The organism is Pseudomonas syringae group sp. 26L6 (assembly GCF_032587815.1).
GTDB classification, from domain to species: Bacteria; Pseudomonadota; Gammaproteobacteria; order Pseudomonadales; family Pseudomonadaceae; genus Aquipseudomonas; species Aquipseudomonas amygdali.
Genome location: NZ_JAWHPJ010000024.1, coordinates 14,173 through 33,697, shown reverse-complemented (window position 1 = coordinate 33,697; position 19,525 = coordinate 14,173). Strand labels below are relative to the sequence as shown.

Sequence of the window (19,525 nt, the reverse complement as noted above, 5' to 3'; positions counted from 1 at the left end):
CGCTATCCAATAAGAGAATCAACAAGAGAAACCGCACCCATGAAAATCACCAAACTCACCACGTTCATCGTTCCGCCACGCTGGTGCTTCCTCAAGGTCGAGACCGACGAGGGCGTTGTCGGCTGGGGCGAGCCAGTGGTCGAAGGCCGCGCGCACACCGTGGCCGCTGCAGTGGAAGAGCTCTCCGATTACCTGATCGGCAAGGACCCACGCAATATCGAAGACATCTGGACGGTGCTGTACCGCGGCGGCTTCTATCGGGGTGGGGCTATCCACATGAGCGCTCTGGCAGGCATCGATCAGGCGTTGTGGGACATCAAGGGCAAGGCCCTGGGCGTTTCCGTCAGTGACCTGCTGGGCGGTCAGGTGCGTGACAAGATTCGCGTCTATTCGTGGATCGGTGGTGACCGCCCTGCAGACACGGCGCGGGCTGCGAAAGAAGCGGTCGGACGTGGTTTTACTGCGGTGAAAATGAATGGCACCGAAGAGCTGCAATTTCTCGATACCTTCGACAAGGTCGACCTGGCGCTGGCCAACGTGGCTGCCGTGCGCGATGCGGTCGGGCCGAATGTCGGCATCGGTGTGGACTTCCATGGCCGGGTGCACAAGCCCATGGCCAAGGTGCTGATGAAGGAGCTGGACGCCTACAAGCTGATGTTCATCGAAGAGCCGGTGCTCAGCGAGAATTATGAAGCACTGAAGGAACTGGCACCGTTGACCAGCACGCCGATTGCCCTGGGTGAACGGCTGTTCTCACGCTGGGACTTCAAGCGCGTGTTGAGCGAAGGTTATGTCGACATTATCCAGCCTGATGCGTCCCACGCCGGTGGCATCACTGAAACCCGCAAGATCGCCAATATGGCCGAAGCGTATGACGTCGCGCTGGCGCTGCATTGTCCGCTCGGGCCTATCGCGCTGGCGGCATGCCTGCAACTGGACGCGGTTTGTTACAACGCCTTCATTCAGGAACAGAGCCTGGGCATTCACTACAACGAAAGCAACGATCTGCTCGATTACGTGAAGCACCCGGAAGTCTTCGACTACGACAAAGGCATGGTCAAAATTCCCAACGGGCCGGGCCTGGGCATTGAGATCAACGAAGAATATGTCATCGAACGCGCGGCCATCGGCCACCGCTGGCGCAACCCGATCTGGCGCCATGCCGATGGCAGTTTTGCCGAGTGGTAGAGCACAGTAAATCCCCATAACCATCGTTCCCACGCTCTGCACTCAGCGTTATACATAAGTCCTGAGAAGCCCGTAGATCGGGCTTCTGCCCGGAGGGCGTGGGAGCGAACCTGTTCGCGAAGAAGGTAGTTCAGCCGATGCGTTTTTGGGGAATGCACTGGCCCTTTCGCGAACAAGTTCGCTCCCACGGCCTTCAGCCAGAATCAAAAGCGGATTTGTATAGCACTGAGCGCGGGAGCGTGGGAACGAGAGCTCGCCAATCGAAACACAGACCTCAATAAATCCAACAAGAGGCTACATTCCATGCGCACTCGAACTCTTGAGGGTGCGGCATCCCTGGTGACGCCGTCCCGCAAACGTTTCTTCATCATGGTGCTGCTGTTCATTACGGTGGTGATCAACTACCTGGACCGCAGCAACCTGTCGATTGCCGCTCCGGCGCTGACCGCCGAGCTGGGCCTTGATACGGTTCACATCGGGCTGATCTTCTCCGCGTTCGGCTGGACCTATGCCGCCATGCAATTGCCAGGTGGCTGGCTGGTGGACCGTGTGCCGCCGCGTATCCTTTACACCGCGGCGCTGCTGCTGTGGTCCATTGCGACCATCATGCTTGGTTTTGCGGCCAGCTTTATTGCGCTGTTCGTACTGCGCATGGCGGTCGGTGCGCTGGAAGCACCTGCCTATCCGATCAACAGCCGTGTCGTGACCACCTGGTTTCCCGAGCGCGAGCGGGCTACCGCCATTGGCGTCTATACCTCGGGGCAGTTCGTCGGTCTGGCGTTTCTGACGCCGGTGCTGGCCTGGTTACAGGCGCACTATGGCTGGCACATGGTGTTTGTCGCTACAGGTGGTGTCGGTGTGCTGTGGGCGTTGATCTGGTATACGGTCTATCGCGAGCCGCGTGACTTCAAAGGTGTCAATCAGCAGGAAATCGACCTGATCAAAGAGGGCGGCGGTCTGGTAGACATCCAGAAGGATGTCGAAAAACAGAAGCAGGGTTTCAGCTGGCTGGACCTGGGCATTGTGTTGAGCAAGCGCAAGCTGTGGGGGATCTATCTGGGCCAGTTCTGCCTGAACTCCACGCTGTGGTTCTTCCTGACCTGGTTCCCGACCTATCTGGTGAAATACCGCGGCATGGATTTCATCAAGTCCGGGCTACTGGCGTCGTTGCCGTTTCTCGCGGCGTTTGTCGGCGTGCTGTGTTCGGGGTTCTTCTCCGACTGGCTGATCCGTCGCGGGCATAGCGTGGGCTTTGCGCGCAAGTTGCCAATCATTGCCGGGCTGCTGATCTCGACCTCGATCATCGGTGCCAACTTCGTTGACTCCACACCGTTGGTCATCACCTTTCTGGCGCTGGCATTCTTCGGCAACGGTCTGGCGTCGATCACCTGGTCGCTGGTGTCGACCCTGGCCCCGGCGCGCTTGCTGGGCCTGACTGGTGGCACGTTCAACTTCATCGGCAACCTCGCCGCCATCGCCACGCCGATCGTGATCGGCTTTCTGGCAACCGGTGACTCGTTTGCGCCGGCCATCACTTACATTTCGGTACTGGCATTGCTGGGCGCGCTGTCGTACATCCTGCTGGTAGGCAAAGTAGAGCGTATCGAGCTCTGATGTCGACGTATCTGGACGCTGGCGGCGATAATGCCGTCAGCTTTTCGATCCGCCCCCTTTATGAAAATGGCCTGTCATGCACAACGATTCGATCATCCCTGAAAAAATTACCGGCAAAGAACCGGCGCCGACAGGGACCCAGACTCTGTTGCGCGGGCTTGGCGTTGTGCAGGCGGTGGCCGGTGGCGCACGCGACCTGAAGGAAATCGCCCGGCTGATCGGCACCACACGTAGTACCACGCACCGGCTGGCCAGTTGCCTGGTCGAGGAGCGCTATCTTCGGGTGGTGCCTCAAGTGGGTTATCTGCTTGGGCCGAAACTGATTGAGCTGGGGTTTCAGGCGCGCGAAGAAGTGCCACTGGCAATTCTCGCCCGGCCGTATCTGGATCGGCTGTCGGAGCTGACGGGCGATACGGTGCATCTGGCGGTGCGGGAAGGGGACGACGTGCTTTATCTGCACAAGAACCCTGGTCGCAATGGCCCGGAAATGCGCTCACGGGTCGGGCATCGCATGCCGCTGGTGCGAACCGGTATCGGCAAGGCGTTGCTGCTGGACAGCGGGTTGCCGGAGTGGCAGCGGTTGTATGACGCCAGCATGCCGAGCAGTGGCAGGAATGCGCTGTGGCCTGCTCATGAGCAGCAAACCTGGGAGCAGTTGCAGGCGCGAAGGGAAGAATACATGCAGGGAGGGTATGCGTTCGATCTGGAGGACAACGAACCGTCGATCCGTTGCGTTGCAGCGCCGGTACGTGATGCCAGCAAACAGATCGTTGCCGGCATCAGTGTCGCCAGTACCGTGCCCTACATGCCGCTGGAGAAGATGGCCGAGCTGGTCCCGCTGATCAAGCAGATAGCAGCGGAACTCTCGGCCGATCTCGGCGGCTGATTCGTAGTGAATCAGGCCTGCAGCGTGGCCATGTCGATCACGAAGCGGTATTTCACGTCACCGGCCAGCATGCGCTCGTAGGCTTCGTTGATATTGCGGATATCGAGCATTTCGATGTCGCAGGTGATGTCGTTCTCGGCGCAGAAATCCAGTACTTCCTGGGTTTCAGCGATGCCGCCGATCAGCGATCCGGCCAATACGCGACGGCTCATCACCAGGTGGGCTGCATGGAGTGGCGGCTCGACCGGTTCGATCAGACCGACCAGAATGTGCACGCCGTCAAAGCGCAGTGTTTCCAGGTAGGGGTTCAGGTCATGCTGGACCGGAATGGTGTCGAGCAGGAAGTCGAAATGACCGGCAGCGGCTTTCATCTGTTCAGCGTCGGTGGACACGATCACATGATCTGCACCCTGACGACGTGCTTCCTGAGCCTTGGCTGCGGAGCGAGTGAACAGGGTCACTTCAGCGCCCATTGCCTTGGCGAACTTGATGCCCATGTGGCCCAGACCACCCATGCCCAGAATACCGACCTTGTCGCCAGCCTTCACACCGTAGTGCTTGAGTGGCGAATAAGTGGTGATGCCTGCGCAAAGGATTGGCGCAGCAGCAGCCGGGTCGAGTTTCTCTGGAATGCGCACAACGAAATGCTCGGCGACCACGATGCTGTTGGAGTAGCCACCCATGGTGTTGCTGCCGTCCACGCGGTCAGGCGTGGCGTAGGTCATGGTCGGACCCTCCAGGCAATACTGTTCGAGATCCGATTTACAGGCCGAGCATTCGCGGCACGAATCGACCATGCAGCCAACACCGACCAGATCGCCAACCTTGTATTTGCTGGCGTTGGTGCCAGTGGCGGTGACGCGACCGACAATTTCATGGCCAGGCATCAGCGGGTAGACGGCGATGCCCCATTCGTTGCGCGCCTGGTGAATGTCAGAGTGGCAGACGCCGCAGTAGAGGATTTCGATGGCAACGTCGTCGGCACGCGGAGCGCGACGTTCGAATGTCATCGGGGCGAGGGGGGCGGTAGCGGACTGTGCGGCATAACCGATAGCTGTGTACATGTTTGACCTCGCAAGGTGTTACGGAATATAGGTGGTCAATTGTCCTGATATGCGCCCCTCACGGCTATGGTGAATCCTACGTGTTTCATGCCTATTCCTCCGACCTGGCGTTTCAGGGTCGGCTATGAAGCGCAAATCTGCGATGATACAGCTGTCTGTTTCTCTGTCAGGCTGCTCCCATGACGTTACCTGTTGTTATTGATGGCAATGCCACGCTTGTCTCCTTGATCCAGCCGCTGGCAGTGCGTCCAGGCTTTGTGGCGACGCATTTGCCCGAGGTTCGCGTGCTTTCGGCGTTTGGCTATGTCGCCAGCAGCCCGCAGATTTACGAGCCGAGCCTGATGATCGTCGTGCAAGGCAGCAAGGTCGCCTGCCTGGGGCCACGTACGTTTGAGTACGGCACCGGGCATTACCTGATTCAGGCGCTTTCTGTGCCGTTCAAATGTGAGACCTTCGCCACCCCGGACAAGCCGCTGTATGGCGTGTCGGTAGCCATCGACCGCGTGCTGCTTGGCGAGTTGGTGCAAGCGATGGGCCCGGCCAGCGGCCAGGAAAGCCAGATGCAGACCCCGGAGTCGATGACCTCGGTACGCATCGACTCTGCGATGCGTGACAGCGTCGAACGCCTGCTGCGTTGTCTGCACGATCCGCTGGAGTGTCAGGCGATGGGGCAATCAAGGATTCGCGAGGTGCTGTACAGCGCGCTGCGTGGACCGCAATCAGGGGTATTGCGTGCGCTGGTCGAACAGCAGGGGCAATTCGCACGGATTGCTTCGGCGGTAACCTATCTGCATGAGCACTATGACCACGCGCTGAACGTCGACACGCTGGCCAGTTGCGCAAACATGAGTACCTCGACCTTTCACGAGCACTTCAAACGCAGCACCCTGTTGTCACCGGTGCAGTACCTCAAACGTCTGCGCCTGCTCAAGGCTCAGCAACTGCTGGTGGCCGACGGGCTGAATGTGTCGCAGGTCGCGCTCAGGGTCGGCTATCAAAGTGCGTCGCAGTTCAGCCGTGAATACAAGCGCTACTTTGAACGCAGTCCGGGAGAAGAGGGCTGTAGGGTTTAGCGGCAAGCTACAAGCGGCAAGATCAAAGCCTGTAGCTTGCCGCCGCCTTACATGTTCGGGTACGTCGGCCCGCCAGCGCCTTCCGGTGCAACCCAGGTAATGTTCTGCGAAGGGTCCTTGATGTCGCAGGTCTTGCAGTGCACGCAGTTCTGCGCGTTGATCTGAAAGCGCTTTTCGCCATCTTCTTTAGTGATGACTTCATACACGCCAGCCGGGCAATAGCGCTGTGCCGGTTCGTCGTACAGCGGCAGGTTCTTGCTGATCGGGATGCTCGGGTCGGTCAGCTTCAGGTGGCAGGGTTGCTCCTCTTCATGGTTGGTGCTGGAGAGGAATACCGAGCTGAGCTTGTCGAAGCTGAGCTTGCCGTCGGGTTTCGGGTAATCGATTTTCTTTGAGTCCGCTGCCAGCTTGAGGCAGGCGTAGTCCGGCGTGGTGTCGTGCAGCGTGAACGGCAGCTTGCCACCGAAAATGTTCTGATCGATGAAGTTGAAGGCGCCACCCTTGATCGCGCCGTATTTGTGGATCGCCACGCCAAAGTTGCGGCTGGCGAACAGCTCTGCATGCAGCCAGCTGGCCTTGAAGGCATCGACGTAGGAGGTCAGCACGTCGCCGCCTTCCTTGCCGGCGAACAGGGCATCTGCCACCGAATCGGCTGCGAGCATGCCGGACTTCATTGCCGTGTGGCTGCCCTTGATCTTGGCGAAGTTCAGGGTGCCCAGGTCGCAACCGATCAACGCGCCGCCAGGGAATACCATCTTCGGCAGCGAGTTCAGGCCGCCCTTGGCAATGGCGCGTGCGCCGTAGCTGATGCGTTTGCCGCCTTCAAGGTACTGCTTGATGACCGGGTGGTGCTTGTAGCGCTGGAATTCGTCGAACGGCGACAGGTACGGGTTGCTGTATGACAGGTCGACGATCAGGCCGACTACCACCTGATTGTTCTCCAGGTGGTACAGGAACGAGCCGCCCGGATTGGCATCGTCCAGCGGCCAGCCTGCGGTGTGCACCACCAGGCCCTGTTCATGTTTGGCCGGGTCGACTTCCCAGATTTCCTTCAGGCCGATGGCGTAATGCTGTACATCGGCTTCGTCATCGAGATTGAAGCGCTTGAGCAATTGCTTGCCGATGTGACCGCGGCAGCCTTCGGCGAACAGCGTGTACTTGGCGCGCAGTTCCATGCCGGGGGTGTACAGGCCTTCCTTGGGGTTGCCTTCGCGGTCGACACCCAGATCGCCGGTGACGATACCGCGTACCACGCCGTTTTCGTCGAACAGTGCTTCCTGAGCGGCAAAGCCCGGGTAGATTTCCACACCAAGGTTTTCAGCCTGCTGGGCTAGCCAGCGGCACAGATTGCCCAGGGATATGATGTAGTTGCCCTGGTTGTGCATGGTCTTGGGGACGAAAAAGTCCGGAATTTTCTGCGCCTTTTCGGCGTCGCGCAGGACGTAGATGTCATCACGCTTGACCGGTGTATTGAGCGGAGCGCCCAATTCCTGCCAGTTTGGAAACAGCTCGTTCAGTGCGCGCGGTTCAAACACGGCACCGGACAGAATGTGTGCGCCGACTTCGGAGCCTTTTTCCACCACGCAGACGCTGATTTCCTGCCCGGCTTCAGCGGCCTTCTGTTTAAGGCGGCAAGCGGCAGAAAGCCCGGAAGGGCCGGCTCCGACGATGACGACGTCGAATTCCATGTATTCGCGTTCCACAGGCTATCTCCTACTTTCAAGGCTCACGGTATTTTTATGGGCGCTGCTTTATGAGTCGCTGCAGGCCGACACAGGAGGTGTTGGGCACCACCCGTCTTTTAATGGCACGCATTATATCTACACCACTGCATGGGTCCAATACAAACGTTTGTTTGAATTGCCCGCAGCCCAGATAAATCAAAGACACCAGACTCGGAACTGGCCGATTTGGCGTATTGACCGGAAAAGGCGTTGCGGTCAATATACGGGCGGTTTTGCGTTTGCCGTAGGCTGAAACGAGGCACCTGCGTTGCAGGAAGTCTCTCAAAAGGCATCAGGCGGACGCGGTGCAGGCAACAGGTCAACGTCGCACGGCGCATTTTACACACCCTGCCGCTGCTTGACGGGTGACTCCCGGCTTTTATATGGCTTTTTGAAGTCGCCCGGACGGCCTGCACGCATTGCGATTGCTTGTTGAGGACACATATCGATCGCCTGGTATCGCCAGGCGACTTCTTTTCACCGGAGAGTGAGGAATCCATGAAGGTTCTTGTAGCTGTCAAACGAGTGGTCGACTACAACGTCAAGGTTCGCGTCAAGGCGGACAACTCCGGCGTCGATCTTGCCAACGTCAAAATGTCCATGAACCCGTTCTGCGAAATCGCTGTTGAAGAAGCGGTGCGCTTGAAAGAGAAGGGCGTGGCAACGGAAATCGTGGTCGTCACCATTGGTCCTACCACTGCTCAGGAGCAACTGCGTACTGCGCTGGCGCTGGGTGCAGACCGTGCCGTGCTGGTCGAGTCTACCGAAGAACTGACCTCTCTGGCCGTGGCCAAGCTGCTCAAGGCAGTGGTCGACAAGGAGCAGCCACAACTGGTTATCCTTGGTAAACAGGCTATCGACAGTGACAACAACCAGACCGGCCAGATGCTGGCCGCACTGAGCGGCTACCCGCAAGGTACGTTCGCCTCGAAGGTTGAAGTCTCCGGTGACAAGGTTGCCGTGACCCGTGAGATCGACGGCGGTCTGCAGACTGTTTCCCTGAGCCTGCCAGCCATCGTGACCACGGACCTGCGTCTGAACGAGCCACGCTACGCTTCGCTGCCCAACATCATGAAAGCCAAGAAGAAGCCGCTTGAAGTGCTGACCCCGGATGCACTGGGCGTTTCCACGGCCTCGACCAACAAGACCCTCAAGGTTGAAGCACCGGCTGCACGCAGCGCGGGCATCAAGGTCAAATCGGTGGCTGAACTGGTCGAGAAACTGAAAAACGAAGCGAAGGTAATCTAAATGACGATCCTGGTTATCGCTGAACACGACAATGCGACCGTAGCCCCTGCTACGCTCAATACCCTGGCTGCCGCGCAGAAGATCGGCGGTGACATCCACTTGCTGGTTGCCGGTTCAGGCGTAAGTGCCGTTGCCGACGCCGCCGCCAAAATTGCTGGCGTGGCGAAAGTGCTGGTGGCCGACAACGCTGCCTATGCACATCAATTGCCTGAAAACGTTGCGCCACTGGTCGTAGAGCTGGCTGCGGGCCATAGTCACGTTCTGGCCGCTGCAACCTCCAACGGCAAGAACATCCTGCCTCGCGTTGCTGCGCAGCTGGATGTCGACCAGATATCCGAGATCGTTTCGGTGGTCTCGGCCGACACCTTCACGCGCCCGATCTACGCCGGTAACGCCATTGCCACCGTGCAGTCCACTGCCGCGATCAAGGTCATCACCGTGCGTGCCACCGGTTTCGATCCGGTCGCTGCCGAGGGTGGTTCGGCTTCTATCGAAGCGGTTTCGGCTGCTCACGATGCGGGCAAGTCCAGCTTCGTTGGCGAAGAACTGGCCAAATCCGATCGTCCAGAACTGACAGCGGCCAAGATCGTCGTATCCGGCGGTCGTGGCATGCAGAACGGCGACAACTTCAAGCACCTGTACACGCTGGCCGACAAACTCGGTGCTGCAGTGGGTGCTTCCCGTGCTGCGGTCGATGCCGGTTTTGTGCCCAATGACATGCAGGTCGGCCAGACCGGCAAGATCGTTGCGCCTCAGCTGTATATTGCTGTCGGTATTTCCGGTGCCATTCAGCATCTGGCCGGCATGAAAGACTCCAAGGTGATCGTTGCGATCAACAAGGATGAGGAAGCTCCGATCTTCCAGGTGGCCGATTACGGGCTGGTGGCTGATTTGTTCGAAGCCATTCCCGAGCTGGAGAAGCTGGTTTAAGCCACGCGCTTCCACTATAAAGAGAACCCGTTCCGTTCGGGGGTTGTGTGCCGGCAGATTGCTTGCGGTACATAGTCCCGGATCGAGCGGGTTTTTTATCGGGTATCAAAGGACTTTTCATGGTGCATCCCCGGCTGCTGTCTTCGCTTTTTCTCGGGCTGGTCATGCTGCCGACGCTTTCATTCGCGGCAGGCAAGTGCGAGCGTCTGATTGTGACCGGCAGTCCGGACGCGCCGCCTTATTTATGGCGTGACCCTCAGGATCCACGCCATCTGATGGGTGCCAATGCCGATCTGCTCACACAGGCAGCAGGTGAGCTGGGTATCAAGGTCGAGTTCCTGTACGGCGGCAAACGCAGTCAGGCACTTGAAGAGGTGCGCACCGGACGCATGGATCTGTTGGCGGACGCGCCGTTCAATGCAGCGCAACTTGAGTCGCTTGATTACATTCACCCGCCGATCGTGCAGAACGACATCATGGTCTGGACGCGCCACGATCACAGCGTACCGTTCAATACCCTGGATGAGCTGCACGACCATCCTGGCGCCATGTCGGAAAAGACCCGATTGACGCCTTCATTCGAGGCTGCGGCCAAGCAGCATTTGAGCCTGACACGCCTGCCAGGCCTGACCCCGGCTTTTCAGAAGCTGGCGCTGGGTGAGGTGGATTACGTGCTTGCCGGTCGTTACGCCGGGATGGTCATGGTGCAGACGCTGGGTCTTTCTGCAGACCTGGCTGCGCAACCCTTGCCGGTCGATACACCCGGGTTTTATCTGGCGTTGTCGTTCAATTCGGCCTGCAACGAACCATGGTTGCGCGGACAACTGGCGAAAAAGATGACAGAATCGGCCGCCTCCGGCCTTGCGGGTGATGTCATCAGGCACAACCTGGAGTTGTGGAAAGCCCAGCTGTTGCAACCTGCCAGCGCCAGCGCACCAGACAAGTAGGAATGTTTTTGTGAGTATTCGTTTTTCAATCGCCGTCATGGCCATCGCCACGCTGGCTGGCTGTGCCAGCGACCCGCTACCGACCGAGCAGTTCAAGCTGACCGAGCAGGCGCTGGAGCAGGCCAAAGCTGTTGGCGCGGGTGATGACCAGCCCGAGATGGAAGTCGCTCTGGCCCGCTTTGCCGAAGCTCGCGCCTCCATGGCGACCCACGCCTACAAGGACGCGCGCATGAAAGCCGAGCAGGCCGAGCTGGATGCCCGGCTGGCAGAGGCCCGAGTGCTCACCCTCAAGAGTCAGGAGCAGGTCAATCAGTTGAATACCCGCCTCAATCGGTTACGCAAGCAACTGGGAGAGGCGCAATGAACCGTCTTCCGCGTGTACTGAGTGTGTGCCTGTTGCTGGGTTCGGCTGGCCTTTACGGGTGTGCCGGTCATCAGGACAGCGGGCAGGCCTTGCAACAGGCCAGTGCCGATTTCCAGAAGGTCAAGGAAGATACCGATGTGCTGCGCAGCGCGCCCAAGGATGTCATTCGCGCTGGCGAATCTCTGGCTCGCGCCGAGCGTCTGTCCAGTTACTTGGGGAGCGGTGCCGATGTCGCTCACTACGCGTACCTCAGCAGCCGCTACAGCGAGATCGCGCGTGAGCACAGCAATCTGATGCTGAGCCAGGAGCGCCTGGCGAAAATGGACATGGAGCGCCAGCGTCTGCAATTGGCGCTGCGTGAGGCCAAGCTGGCCAGTGCCCAGCAGCAGGGGCGCTGGCTGGAAGATCAGATCCTCAGTCTGGCCACCACCGAGACCGATCGCGGGCTTGTCATGACGTTGGGAGATGTGCTGTTCGACGCCGGCCACGCCGAGCTGAAAAGCTCGGCCAGTCGCACCATTCTCAAGGTTGTGCAGTTCTTGCAGATCAATCCGCGTCGAGTGGTCCGGATCGAGGGCTACACCGACAGCACAGGTGACCGTCAGGAGAATCTGAAGCTGTCGAAGGATCGTGCACAAGCGGTCGCAGACGTTCTGATGGACCTGGGTGTCGACGAAAAACGTATCCATGTCGAGGGCTATGGTCAGCAGTTCCCGGTGAACGCCAACGCCTCCGAGCGAGGGCGCGCGCAAAATCGCCGTGTGGAAATTGTTTTTTCTGATGAAAAAGGTCAGTTAGGCGCAGCGCGCTGATAAAAACTTTTCAAAAAGCCCGACGCCGGAAACGGTCTCGGGCTTTTTTGGCTTTAAAGGCTTTGCATATGGCGTTTTCAGCCGCGTTTATTTTCGTGCAGCGGTCGTGACCGCTGGCTTGAACGTAAACTGTTCCCGTACACTTCTGGACTGTGCCGGTCATTCCGTATCTGTATTTTTAAAAACAATAAATCACCGGTCTTTTCGAGGCTGTGTCATGACCAATCTTTTGCTCTATCAGCGTATCGCCCAGCAGCTTGCCGAAGATATTCGTCGTGGGGTGTATCAACCCGGTGAGCGTGTGCCTTCGGTTCGCAAGATGAGTTCGCAGCTCAATGTCAGCCATGCGACGGTATTGCAGGCTTATGCGAACCTTGAAGATCAAGGGTTGATCCGGGCGCGTCCTCAGTCCGGCTACTATGTTCATCAAACCCCGGCACTTACGGCTTCGACCCCGGATATCGCGCGGGTCGAGCGGCCTGGTCTGGTCACGCGCAGCAGTATCATCCAGCAAGTGCTCGAGGAATCCCGACGCGAGGGCGTGTTTGCTCTGGGCGCCGCTGTGCCTCATGTGGACTACCTGCCGGTACGCGCGCTGCATCAGCAATTAGCGAAAGTGACGCGTTTTCACAGCCCGCGGGCCTTCAGCTATATGTTCAGCCCGGGTTTCGAGCCGCTGCGCAGGCAGGTCGCCATCCGTATGCGCGACGCCGGCGTGGTGGTCGATCCGTCCGAGGTGGTGATCACCCACGGGTGCGTGGATGCACTGCAGATGACTCTACGCGTGCTGACCCGGCCGGGTGACCTGATCGCTGCCGAGTCGCCTGCTTATTACGGGTTGTTGCAACTTGCCGACCTATTGGGCTTGAAAGTCATCGAAATCCCCAGCGACCCGGCCACCGGCATCAGTCTGGAGGCCCTGCAACTGGCGGCCAATCAATGGTCAATCAAGGCACTGGTACTGACTTCACGCCTGAGCAACCCACTGGGCGGCACCATGCCGGAGGAGCGGCAGAAGAACCTGCTGCGTCTGGCCTCGGACTTCGATATTCAAGTGGTTGAAGACGATGTCTACGGTGAGTTGATGTTCGAAGTCGGGAGGACCAAGGCGCTCAAGGCGTTCGATCGGCTGGGGAGGGTGATTTACTGTTCCAGCTTTTCCAAGACGCTGTCGCCCGGTGTGCGCATCGGCTGGATCATTGCTGGCAAATACCAGGCAGAAATTCAACGTCTGCAGACTTTCAGCACGCATTCTGCATGCAGTGTTACGCAGATGGCGGTCGCCGCATACCTCGAAAACGGCGGCTACGATCGGCACTTACGTTTCATTCGCCTGGAATACCGCAAGAATCTCAGCGCCTTCCAATTGGCGGTGCAGCAGTTCTTCCCTGAGGGCACGCAGATGAGTCGCCCTGCGGGTGGGTTCATTCTGTGGGTTAGCCTGCCGGGCCGGGTCAATACTCAGGAGCTGCATGTTCGTGCGCTGGAGCAGGGTATCAGTATCGCGCCGGGGTTGATCTTCAGTAATACCGAGCAGTTCAATCACTGCATCCGCCTCAACTGCGGGATGCCTTGGAACAAAGAGGCTGAGCGGGCACTGATGACGCTGGGTATTCTGGCCAAGCAGTTGTGTCAGGAAGCGGTACATGTGTACTGAGTTGTAAAGATTTTTTGTCAATTGTTTTGAACTCTTGGCTTGTCAGGTTGGCCTCAAAAGGACAGCATGTGTTTCTTTTCCGGCTATTTGCCACTGTCTTGCCTGACTTTTTGCCTATGAATGTTTTTCGCTGTCTGGGATTGCTTGTCGTTGTGCTTCTGAGTGGTTGTGATGCTCAGGACTCGTCTGTGCCCAAGCCCAAAACCGATACGGTTATTACGGCTCCGGTCTCGCCTGAAGTGCACTTGAAGACCGAGGCCCCTGTGGAGGCGGTGGCGACGGATGCAAAACAGATACAGGCGCCCGATACCATGCATCAGTTGATGCCGGGGGTTCCGGTGGTTCCGGTAGTGGTGGGCAAGGAAAAATCACAACCTTCAGCGCCTCCGGTGACCAAAGCGGTAGCCTCTGAAAAGTCGCCTTCAAAAGTAGTGGCCGCCAAGGCGCCTGTCAGCAAACGTAAGAACGCCAAAGATGTCAAAACGGCCAGTGCCAAGGATGTGCGAATCAAGTCGCCAAAGCTGGACCTGAGTTTGCCGCCCGAGCTTGTCAAGGAACTGGACCCGCCTGCCAATGTGATCACCAGCAAGCGCAAGCCGATATTGCCGCAGATGTTCAGCGACAAGGGGGCTTCGGCCAACCCCGGCCCCTTTGAGCTTGAAGGTCGATTGCTGACCAACGAAATGCAATTGCAGATGCGCAACGAAAACCGTCGCGATGTCGAAGGTGCTGCGCTGGATTTCAAATTCAAGCAGTAAGCCCTGCCTATCGTCCGATACGGCGTTTTCAAACAGACGTTTTGACGGTTAATATTCTTCCTCTTTTTCTATTTTTCAGTAAGGGTGTCTGGTCATGGACTGCCGTTCCGATTGTGGTGCGTGCTGCATAGCGCCTTCCATCACGTCTCCCATACCCGGCATGCCCGATGGAAAACCGGCAGGTGAGCGATGCCTGCACTTGTCGGTCGAGCTTCTGTGCGCCTTGTTCGGCAGGCCCGAGCGCCCTGCGGTATGCAGTCAGTTCAAGGCGGCGGAAGATGTCTGCGGAGTCGATCAGGCGGATGCCATTCGCCTTATTGGCTGGTGGGAAAAAGCTACAGCAGTTGCATGAAAGGGCGGTTTTTGGGCGCTAGTGCTTTGTCGGAACTTCAAAACAAGGAATAAAACAATGAGTCCGCTGTATCGCATCGCTGTTGCTTGTGGTTTGACTGTAATGCTTGCCGGAACGGCGCAGGCTGACGACTGGAAAGTGGTCAAGAACGAGGATGGCATCAAGGTTTCGTTGAGTGATGTGCCTGGGTCCGATTACAAGGCCTATCAGGGCGTCGCGCTGATCAATGCCAGCGTGAGCAAGCTGCGTGCGCTTCAAGAGGATGTTGCGGGGGCCTGCGCCTGGATTCATGAGTGCAAGTTACAGAAGATACTCAAGCATGAAGGTAACAAGACCTGGACCTACAGCCAGTTCAACACGCCCTGGCCGGTGACGCCTCGTGACTCGGTGCTGTTGATCACTACTCAGGAGGGGGCTGACGGCAGTATTACCCGGAATCTTGAAGAGCAGCCCACGTACATTCCCGAGGAAAAGGGTTTCGTGCGTGTGACCGAGGTCAAGGGGTTCTGGAAGATGGTGCCCAAGGGGCCGAACCAGACTGAGGTGACTTATCAGGTTCACACCGAGCCGGGTGGTAGTGTGCCATCGATGCTGGCCAACAAGTTTGTTGTCGACGCGCCGTTCAATACGCTGAAAGCGCTCAGAGAGCGGGCTGCGCAGACGCAATAATCTGCAGTATGCAGTACGCACAAAAAAGGGCTGCCAGTGGCAGCCCTTTGTTTTTGCGTGTAACGCTTACTTGCGGTCTTGCAGGGCGACGATATCGCGTTGCACGTTGCCGGTGTAGAGCTGGCGAGGGCGACCGATCTTGTAAGGGCTGGAGAGCATTTCTTTCCAGTGCGAAATCCAGCCGACGGTCCGCGCCAGAGCGAAGATTACGGTGAACATGCTGGTCGGAATGCCGATGGCCTTGAGGATGATGCCCGAGTAGAAGTCGACGTTCGGGTACAGCGAGCGCTCGATGAAGTACGGGTCGGTCAGGGCGATCTCTTCGAGGCGCATGGCCAGTTCGAGCTGAGGATCGTTGGTGATACCCAGTTCCTTGAGCACTTCGTCGCAGGTCTGCTTCATCACGGTGGCGCGCGGGTCACGGTTCTTGTAGACGCGGTGGCCGAAGCCCATGAGCTTGAACGGGTCGTTCTTGTCCTTGGCCTTGGCGATGAACTTGTCGATGTTCGACACGTCACCGATTTCATCCAGCATGGTCAGTACCGCTTCGTTGGCGCCGCCGTGGGCCGGGCCCCAGAGCGCGGCGATGCCGGCAGCGATACAGGCAAACGGGTTGGCGCCCGAAGAGCCTGCCATGCGGACGGTGGATGTCGAGGCGTTCTGCTCGTGATCGGCGTGAAGGATGAAGATCTTGTCCATCGCCTTGGCCAGCACCGGGCTGATCGGTTTGATCTCGCACGGGGTGTTGAACATCATGTGCAGGAAGTTTTCGGCGTAGCTGAGGTCGTTGCGCGGGTACATCATGGGCTGGCCCATGGAGTACTTGTAGACCATCGCTGCCAGGGTCGGCATCTTGGCCACCAGGCGTACAGCGGAAATCTCGCGGTGCTGCGGGTTATTGATGTCCAGCGAGTCGTGGTAGAACGCTGACAGGGCACCGACTACGCCGCACATGACGGCCATCGGGTGGGCGTCGCGACGAAAGCCGTTGAAGAAGGTCTTGAGTTGCTCGTGAACCATCGTGTGGTTCTTGACCACGGCCACGAACTGGGCTTTCTGTTCGGCGGTCGGCAGTTCGCCGTTGAGCAGCAGGTAGCAGGTTTCGAGGTAATCGGACTGCTCGGCCAGTTGTTCGATCGGGTAGCCGCGGTGCAGCAGAATGCCATTGTCACCATCAATGTAGGTGATCTTCGAATCGCAAGAGGCCGTGGACATGAAGCCAGGGTCAAATGTGAAGCGGCCGGTGGCGGTCAGGCCGCGTACGTCGATCACGTCCGGACCCACTGTACCGGTCAGAATTGGCAGCTCGACGGGGGCTGCGCCCTCGATGATCAACTGCGCTTTTTTGTCAGCCATGTGGCCTCCTATTTATGCTTCAAATCATCAGACAGGCCCCCCACGCAGGGCCCGCATCACTATAGTGAGATAAATTCTAAAGTCAATTTGCCTAAAGTCGTGTTCCGCAAGGGCCCGCCGTGGATTTTTTCAGACCGTTTCCTGCCGTTTACGCCTTTTGTCCCGGCAACGCAATGCGCCATTGGCGGTAAGTCTGCGCGTTGTCATTAGTAACCTAACTGTCTATACTCGGCGTCCGACCGCCAAAGGCTTTTTGGCCTGTTTCAAGGGGGTCGTCACTTCCTGGGTGGTGGGTACCTGACCAGTGCACTTCCCAACAACTTGCCCTGATTGTTAGGGGCTCTTCAGTGTGAAAAAAAGCCGTGAATAGCCAACGACCTGTAAATCTAGACCTAAGGACCATCAAGCTCCCAGTCACCGCTTACACGTCCATCCTTCACCGCATCTCCGGTGTCATCCTCTTTGTCGGTATTGCAATCATGCTGTATGCAATGGACAAGTCGCTGGCGTCCGAAGAAGGGTTCGGTGAAGTCAAGGCGTGTCTGACCAGCCCGCTGGCCAAGCTGATCATCTGGGGGCTTCTGTCTGCCCTGCTGTATCACATGGTGGCCGGTATCCGTCACCTCATCATGGACTCCGGGGTAGGCGAGACGCTCGAAGGCGGCAAGCTGGGCTCCAAAATCGTTGTCGCGGTTTCCGTGGTACTGATTCTTCTGGCGGGAGTATGGATATGGTAACCAACGTCACCAACCTTTCGCGTTCGGGCCTCTATGACTGGATGGCTCAGCGTGTTTCTGCGGTCGTGCTCGCGGCTTATTTCATATTCCTGATCGGATACATGGTCTTTCATCCGGGTCTGAGTTACGCCCAATGGCATGATCTGTTCGCACACAACGGAATGCGTATCTTCAGTCTGCTGGCCCTCGTTGCCCTTGGCGCTCACGCCTGGGTCGGCATGTGGACCATCGCGACCGACTACCTGACGCCGATGGCGCTGGGCAAGTCTGCCACTGCAGTACGTTTTCTGTTTCAGGCGGTATGCGGCGTTCTGATGTTCGCCTACTTCGTCTGGGGCGTGCAGATTCTTTGGGGTATCTGATTCATGGCTAACATAAATTCGCTTTCCTTCGACGCCATCATCATTGGTGGTGGCGGTGCCGGTATGCGCGCTGCCCTGCAGCTCGCTCAGGGCGGTCACAAGACTGCCGTGGTCACCAAGGTGTTCCCGACACGCTCGCACACCGTTTCTGCCCAGGGTGGCATCACCTGCGCAATTGCCTCTGCCGATCCGAACGATGACTGGCGCTGGCACATGTACGATACCGTCAAGGGTTCCGACTACATCGGTGACCAGGACGCTATCGAATACATGTGTTCCGTAGGCCCTGAAGCTGTTTTCGAACTCGAGCACATGGGTCTGCCGTTCTCCCGTACCGAACAGGGTCGCATCTACCAGCGTCCGTTTGGCGGTCAGTCCAAGGACTTCGGCAAGGGCGGTCAGGCTGCACGTACCTGTGCTGCTGCCGACCGTACCGGTCACGCACTGCTGCACACCCTGTATCAGGCCAACCTCAAGGCTGGCACCGTATTCCTCAACGAATACTACGGCGTGGATCTGGTCAAGAATCAGGACGGTGCCTTTGTCGGCATCATCGCCATCTGCATTGAAACCGGCGAAACCTCCTACATCCGTGCCAACGCTACCGTGCTGGCAACCGGCGGTGCAGGCCGTATCTACTCTTCGACCACCAATGCCCTGATCAATACCGGTGACGGTATCGGTATGGCGCTGCGCGCCGGTGTCCCGGTTCAGGACATCGAAATGTGGCAGTTCCACCCGACCGGCATTGCCGGTGCAGGTGTACTGGTCACCGAAGGCTGCCGCGGTGAAGGCGGTTACCTGATCAACAAGCACGGCGAGCGTTTCATGGAGCGTTATGCTCCTAACGCCAAGGACCTTGCAGGTCGTGACGTGGTTGCGCGCTCCATGGTCAAGGAAATCATTGCCGGTAACGGCTGCGGTCCGGATGGCGACCATGTAATGCTCAAGCTCGATCACCTGGGCGAAGAAGTGTTGCACAGCCGTTTGCCAGGCATTATGGAGTTGTCCAAGACCTTCGCTCACGTCGACCCTGCAACAGCACCGATTCCGGTAGTTCCTACCTGCCATTACATGATGGGCGGCGTTGCCACCAACATTCATGGTCAGGCGATCACTCAGGACGCCGCCGGTGTCGATCAGATCATTCCGGGTCTGTTTGCGGTAGGTGAAGTGGCTTGCGTATCGGTTCACGGTGCAAACCGTCTGGGCGGCAACTCGTTGCTCGATCTGGTTGTGTTCGGTCGCGCTGCGGGTATTCACCTGGAGAAAGCGCTGAGCGAAGGTATCGACTACGCCCGTGCTTCCGAGTCCGACATCGATGCTGCGCTGGCACGCGTTGCCGGCCTGAACGAGCGCACTACCGGCGAAGACGTCGCCACGCTGCGTAAAGAGCTGCAAAGCTGCATGCAGAACTACTTCGGTGTGTTCCGCACCGGCGAATACATGCAGAAGGGTATTGCTCAGCTGGCTGACCTGCGCGTGCGTATCGCCAACGTCAAGATCAATGACAAGAGCCAGGCATTCAATACCGCCCGTATCGAAGCGCTTGAACTGCAAAACCTGCTGGAAGTTGCCGAAGCCACGGCGATCGCCGCAGAGCATCGTAAAGAGTCCCGCGGCGCTCACGCCCGTGAAGACTTTGAAGATCGCGATGACGAGAACTGGTTGTGCCACACCCTGTATTTCCCGGGTGACAAGCGCGTGACCAAGCGTGCCGTGAACTTCTCGCCGAAGACTGTTCCGACTTTTGAGCCTAAGATTCGGACTTATTAAGGGGTGAC

At 58.1% G+C, this 19,525-nt stretch carries 19 protein-coding genes; 16 read left to right on the top strand and 3 right to left on the bottom strand.

The window, feature by feature from the left end:
* Positions 1 to 9: 9 nt before the first annotated feature.
* The 3 genes from dgoD (at position 10) to RYA97_RS13395 (ending at position 3,688) form a co-directional block, all read left to right on the top strand.
* Entirely contained in the window at positions 10 to 1,188 is a 1,179-nt protein-coding gene (dgoD, locus tag RYA97_RS13405; RefSeq protein WP_255872618.1) for a galactonate dehydratase, read from the top strand.
* 303 nt (positions 1,189 to 1,491) lie between these two features.
* Complete coding sequence (locus RYA97_RS13400; RefSeq protein WP_002552961.1) at positions 1,492 to 2,802, top strand: MFS transporter; 1,311 nt, start codon at positions 1,492 to 1,494, stop codon at positions 2,800 to 2,802.
* 76 nt (positions 2,803 to 2,878) lie between these two features.
* Complete coding sequence (locus tag RYA97_RS13395; RefSeq protein WP_005779951.1) at positions 2,879 to 3,688, top strand: IclR family transcriptional regulator; 810 nt, start codon at positions 2,879 to 2,881, stop codon at positions 3,686 to 3,688.
* An 11-nt stretch (positions 3,689 to 3,699) separates the two neighbouring features.
* Here RYA97_RS13395 and RYA97_RS13390 read toward each other — a convergent pair whose 3' ends face one another.
* The gene (locus RYA97_RS13390; protein WP_005745245.1) at positions 3,700 to 4,752 is read right to left on the bottom strand and encodes an NAD(P)-dependent alcohol dehydrogenase; all 1,053 of its coding nucleotides are present in this window, start codon (positions 4,750 to 4,752) and stop codon (positions 3,700 to 3,702) included.
* A gap of 179 nt (positions 4,753 to 4,931) precedes the next feature.
* On the opposite strand from RYA97_RS13390, the gene RYA97_RS13385 reads away from it, so the two are divergent.
* Entirely contained in the window at positions 4,932 to 5,825 is an 894-nt protein-coding gene (locus RYA97_RS13385; RefSeq protein ID WP_058400453.1) for an AraC family transcriptional regulator, read from the top strand.
* Positions 5,826 to 5,872: 47 nt separating this feature from the next.
* Here the strand turns inward: RYA97_RS13385 and RYA97_RS13380 are convergent, their stop codons facing one another.
* The gene (locus tag RYA97_RS13380) at positions 5,873 to 7,528 is read right to left on the bottom strand and encodes an electron transfer flavoprotein-ubiquinone oxidoreductase (RefSeq protein ID WP_005745246.1); all 1,656 of its coding nucleotides are present in this window, start codon (positions 7,526 to 7,528) and stop codon (positions 5,873 to 5,875) included.
* 519 nt (positions 7,529 to 8,047) lie between these two features.
* On the opposite strand from RYA97_RS13380, the gene RYA97_RS13375 reads away from it, so the two are divergent.
* The 9 genes from RYA97_RS13375 to RYA97_RS13335 all read left to right on the top strand — a co-directional run bounded on the left by RYA97_RS13375 (position 8,048) and on the right by RYA97_RS13335 (position 15,286).
* The gene (locus tag RYA97_RS13375; protein WP_002552966.1) at positions 8,048 to 8,797 is read left to right on the top strand and encodes an electron transfer flavoprotein subunit beta/FixA family protein; all 750 of its coding nucleotides are present in this window, start codon (positions 8,048 to 8,050) and stop codon (positions 8,795 to 8,797) included.
* Positions 8,798 to 9,727, top strand: a complete 930-nt coding sequence (locus tag RYA97_RS13370) for an electron transfer flavoprotein subunit alpha/FixB family protein (protein ID WP_005779946.1) — start codon at positions 8,798 to 8,800, stop codon at positions 9,725 to 9,727.
* A gap of 119 nt (positions 9,728 to 9,846) precedes the next feature.
* Positions 9,847 to 10,674, top strand: a complete 828-nt coding sequence (locus RYA97_RS13365) for a substrate-binding periplasmic protein (protein ID WP_031594912.1) — start codon at positions 9,847 to 9,849, stop codon at positions 10,672 to 10,674.
* A gap of 10 nt (positions 10,675 to 10,684) precedes the next feature.
* Positions 10,685 to 11,038: a DUF4398 domain-containing protein gene (locus tag RYA97_RS13360; RefSeq protein ID WP_004658957.1), complete on the top strand. Its 354-nt coding sequence runs from the start codon at positions 10,685 to 10,687 to the stop codon at positions 11,036 to 11,038.
* The gene (locus tag RYA97_RS13355) at positions 11,035 to 11,850 is read left to right on the top strand and encodes an OmpA family protein (RefSeq protein WP_011168312.1); all 816 of its coding nucleotides are present in this window, start codon (positions 11,035 to 11,037) and stop codon (positions 11,848 to 11,850) included. Before RYA97_RS13360 ends, RYA97_RS13355 begins: the two co-directional genes overlap by 4 nt.
* A 217-nt stretch (positions 11,851 to 12,067) precedes the next feature.
* Positions 12,068 to 13,507, top strand: coding sequence for a PLP-dependent aminotransferase family protein (locus RYA97_RS13350; protein ID WP_002552970.1), 1,440 nt, complete (start codon positions 12,068 to 12,070; stop codon positions 13,505 to 13,507).
* A gap of 116 nt (positions 13,508 to 13,623) precedes the next feature.
* Positions 13,624 to 14,265 (top strand): translation initiation factor 2, encoded by a 642-nt coding sequence (locus RYA97_RS13345; protein ID WP_080900596.1) that lies wholly within the window; start codon positions 13,624 to 13,626, stop codon positions 14,263 to 14,265.
* A 94-nt stretch (positions 14,266 to 14,359) separates the two neighbouring features.
* On the top strand, positions 14,360 to 14,617 hold the full coding sequence (locus RYA97_RS13340; RefSeq protein ID WP_004664678.1) for a YkgJ family cysteine cluster protein: 258 nt from the start codon (positions 14,360 to 14,362) through the stop codon (positions 14,615 to 14,617).
* Positions 14,618 to 14,674: 57 nt separating this feature from the next.
* Positions 14,675 to 15,286: an START domain-containing protein gene (locus RYA97_RS13335; RefSeq protein ID WP_117139869.1), complete on the top strand. Its 612-nt coding sequence runs from the start codon at positions 14,675 to 14,677 to the stop codon at positions 15,284 to 15,286.
* 66 nt (positions 15,287 to 15,352) lie between these two features.
* On the opposite strand, the gene gltA is transcribed toward RYA97_RS13335, so the two are convergent.
* Entirely contained in the window at positions 15,353 to 16,642 is a 1,290-nt protein-coding gene (gltA, locus tag RYA97_RS13330) for a citrate synthase (protein WP_002552974.1), read from the bottom strand.
* A gap of 362 nt (positions 16,643 to 17,004) precedes the next feature.
* Here gltA and sdhC point away from each other — a divergent pair, with 362 nt between their 5' ends.
* From sdhC to sdhA, 3 genes are read left to right on the top strand one after another with little or no spacing between them, the layout of a single operon-like run.
* On the top strand, positions 17,005 to 17,379 hold the full coding sequence (gene sdhC / locus RYA97_RS13325) for a succinate dehydrogenase, cytochrome b556 subunit (protein ID WP_316892477.1): 375 nt from the start codon (positions 17,005 to 17,007) through the stop codon (positions 17,377 to 17,379).
* Positions 17,373 to 17,741 (top strand): succinate dehydrogenase, hydrophobic membrane anchor protein, encoded by a 369-nt coding sequence (gene sdhD / locus RYA97_RS13320; protein WP_003382006.1) that lies wholly within the window; start codon positions 17,373 to 17,375, stop codon positions 17,739 to 17,741. Before sdhC ends, sdhD begins: the two co-directional genes overlap by 7 nt.
* 3 nt (positions 17,742 to 17,744) lie before the next feature.
* Positions 17,745 to 19,517, top strand: coding sequence for a succinate dehydrogenase flavoprotein subunit (sdhA, locus tag RYA97_RS13315; RefSeq protein ID WP_002552976.1), 1,773 nt, complete (start codon positions 17,745 to 17,747; stop codon positions 19,515 to 19,517).
* Positions 19,518 to 19,525 lie beyond the last annotated feature (8 nt).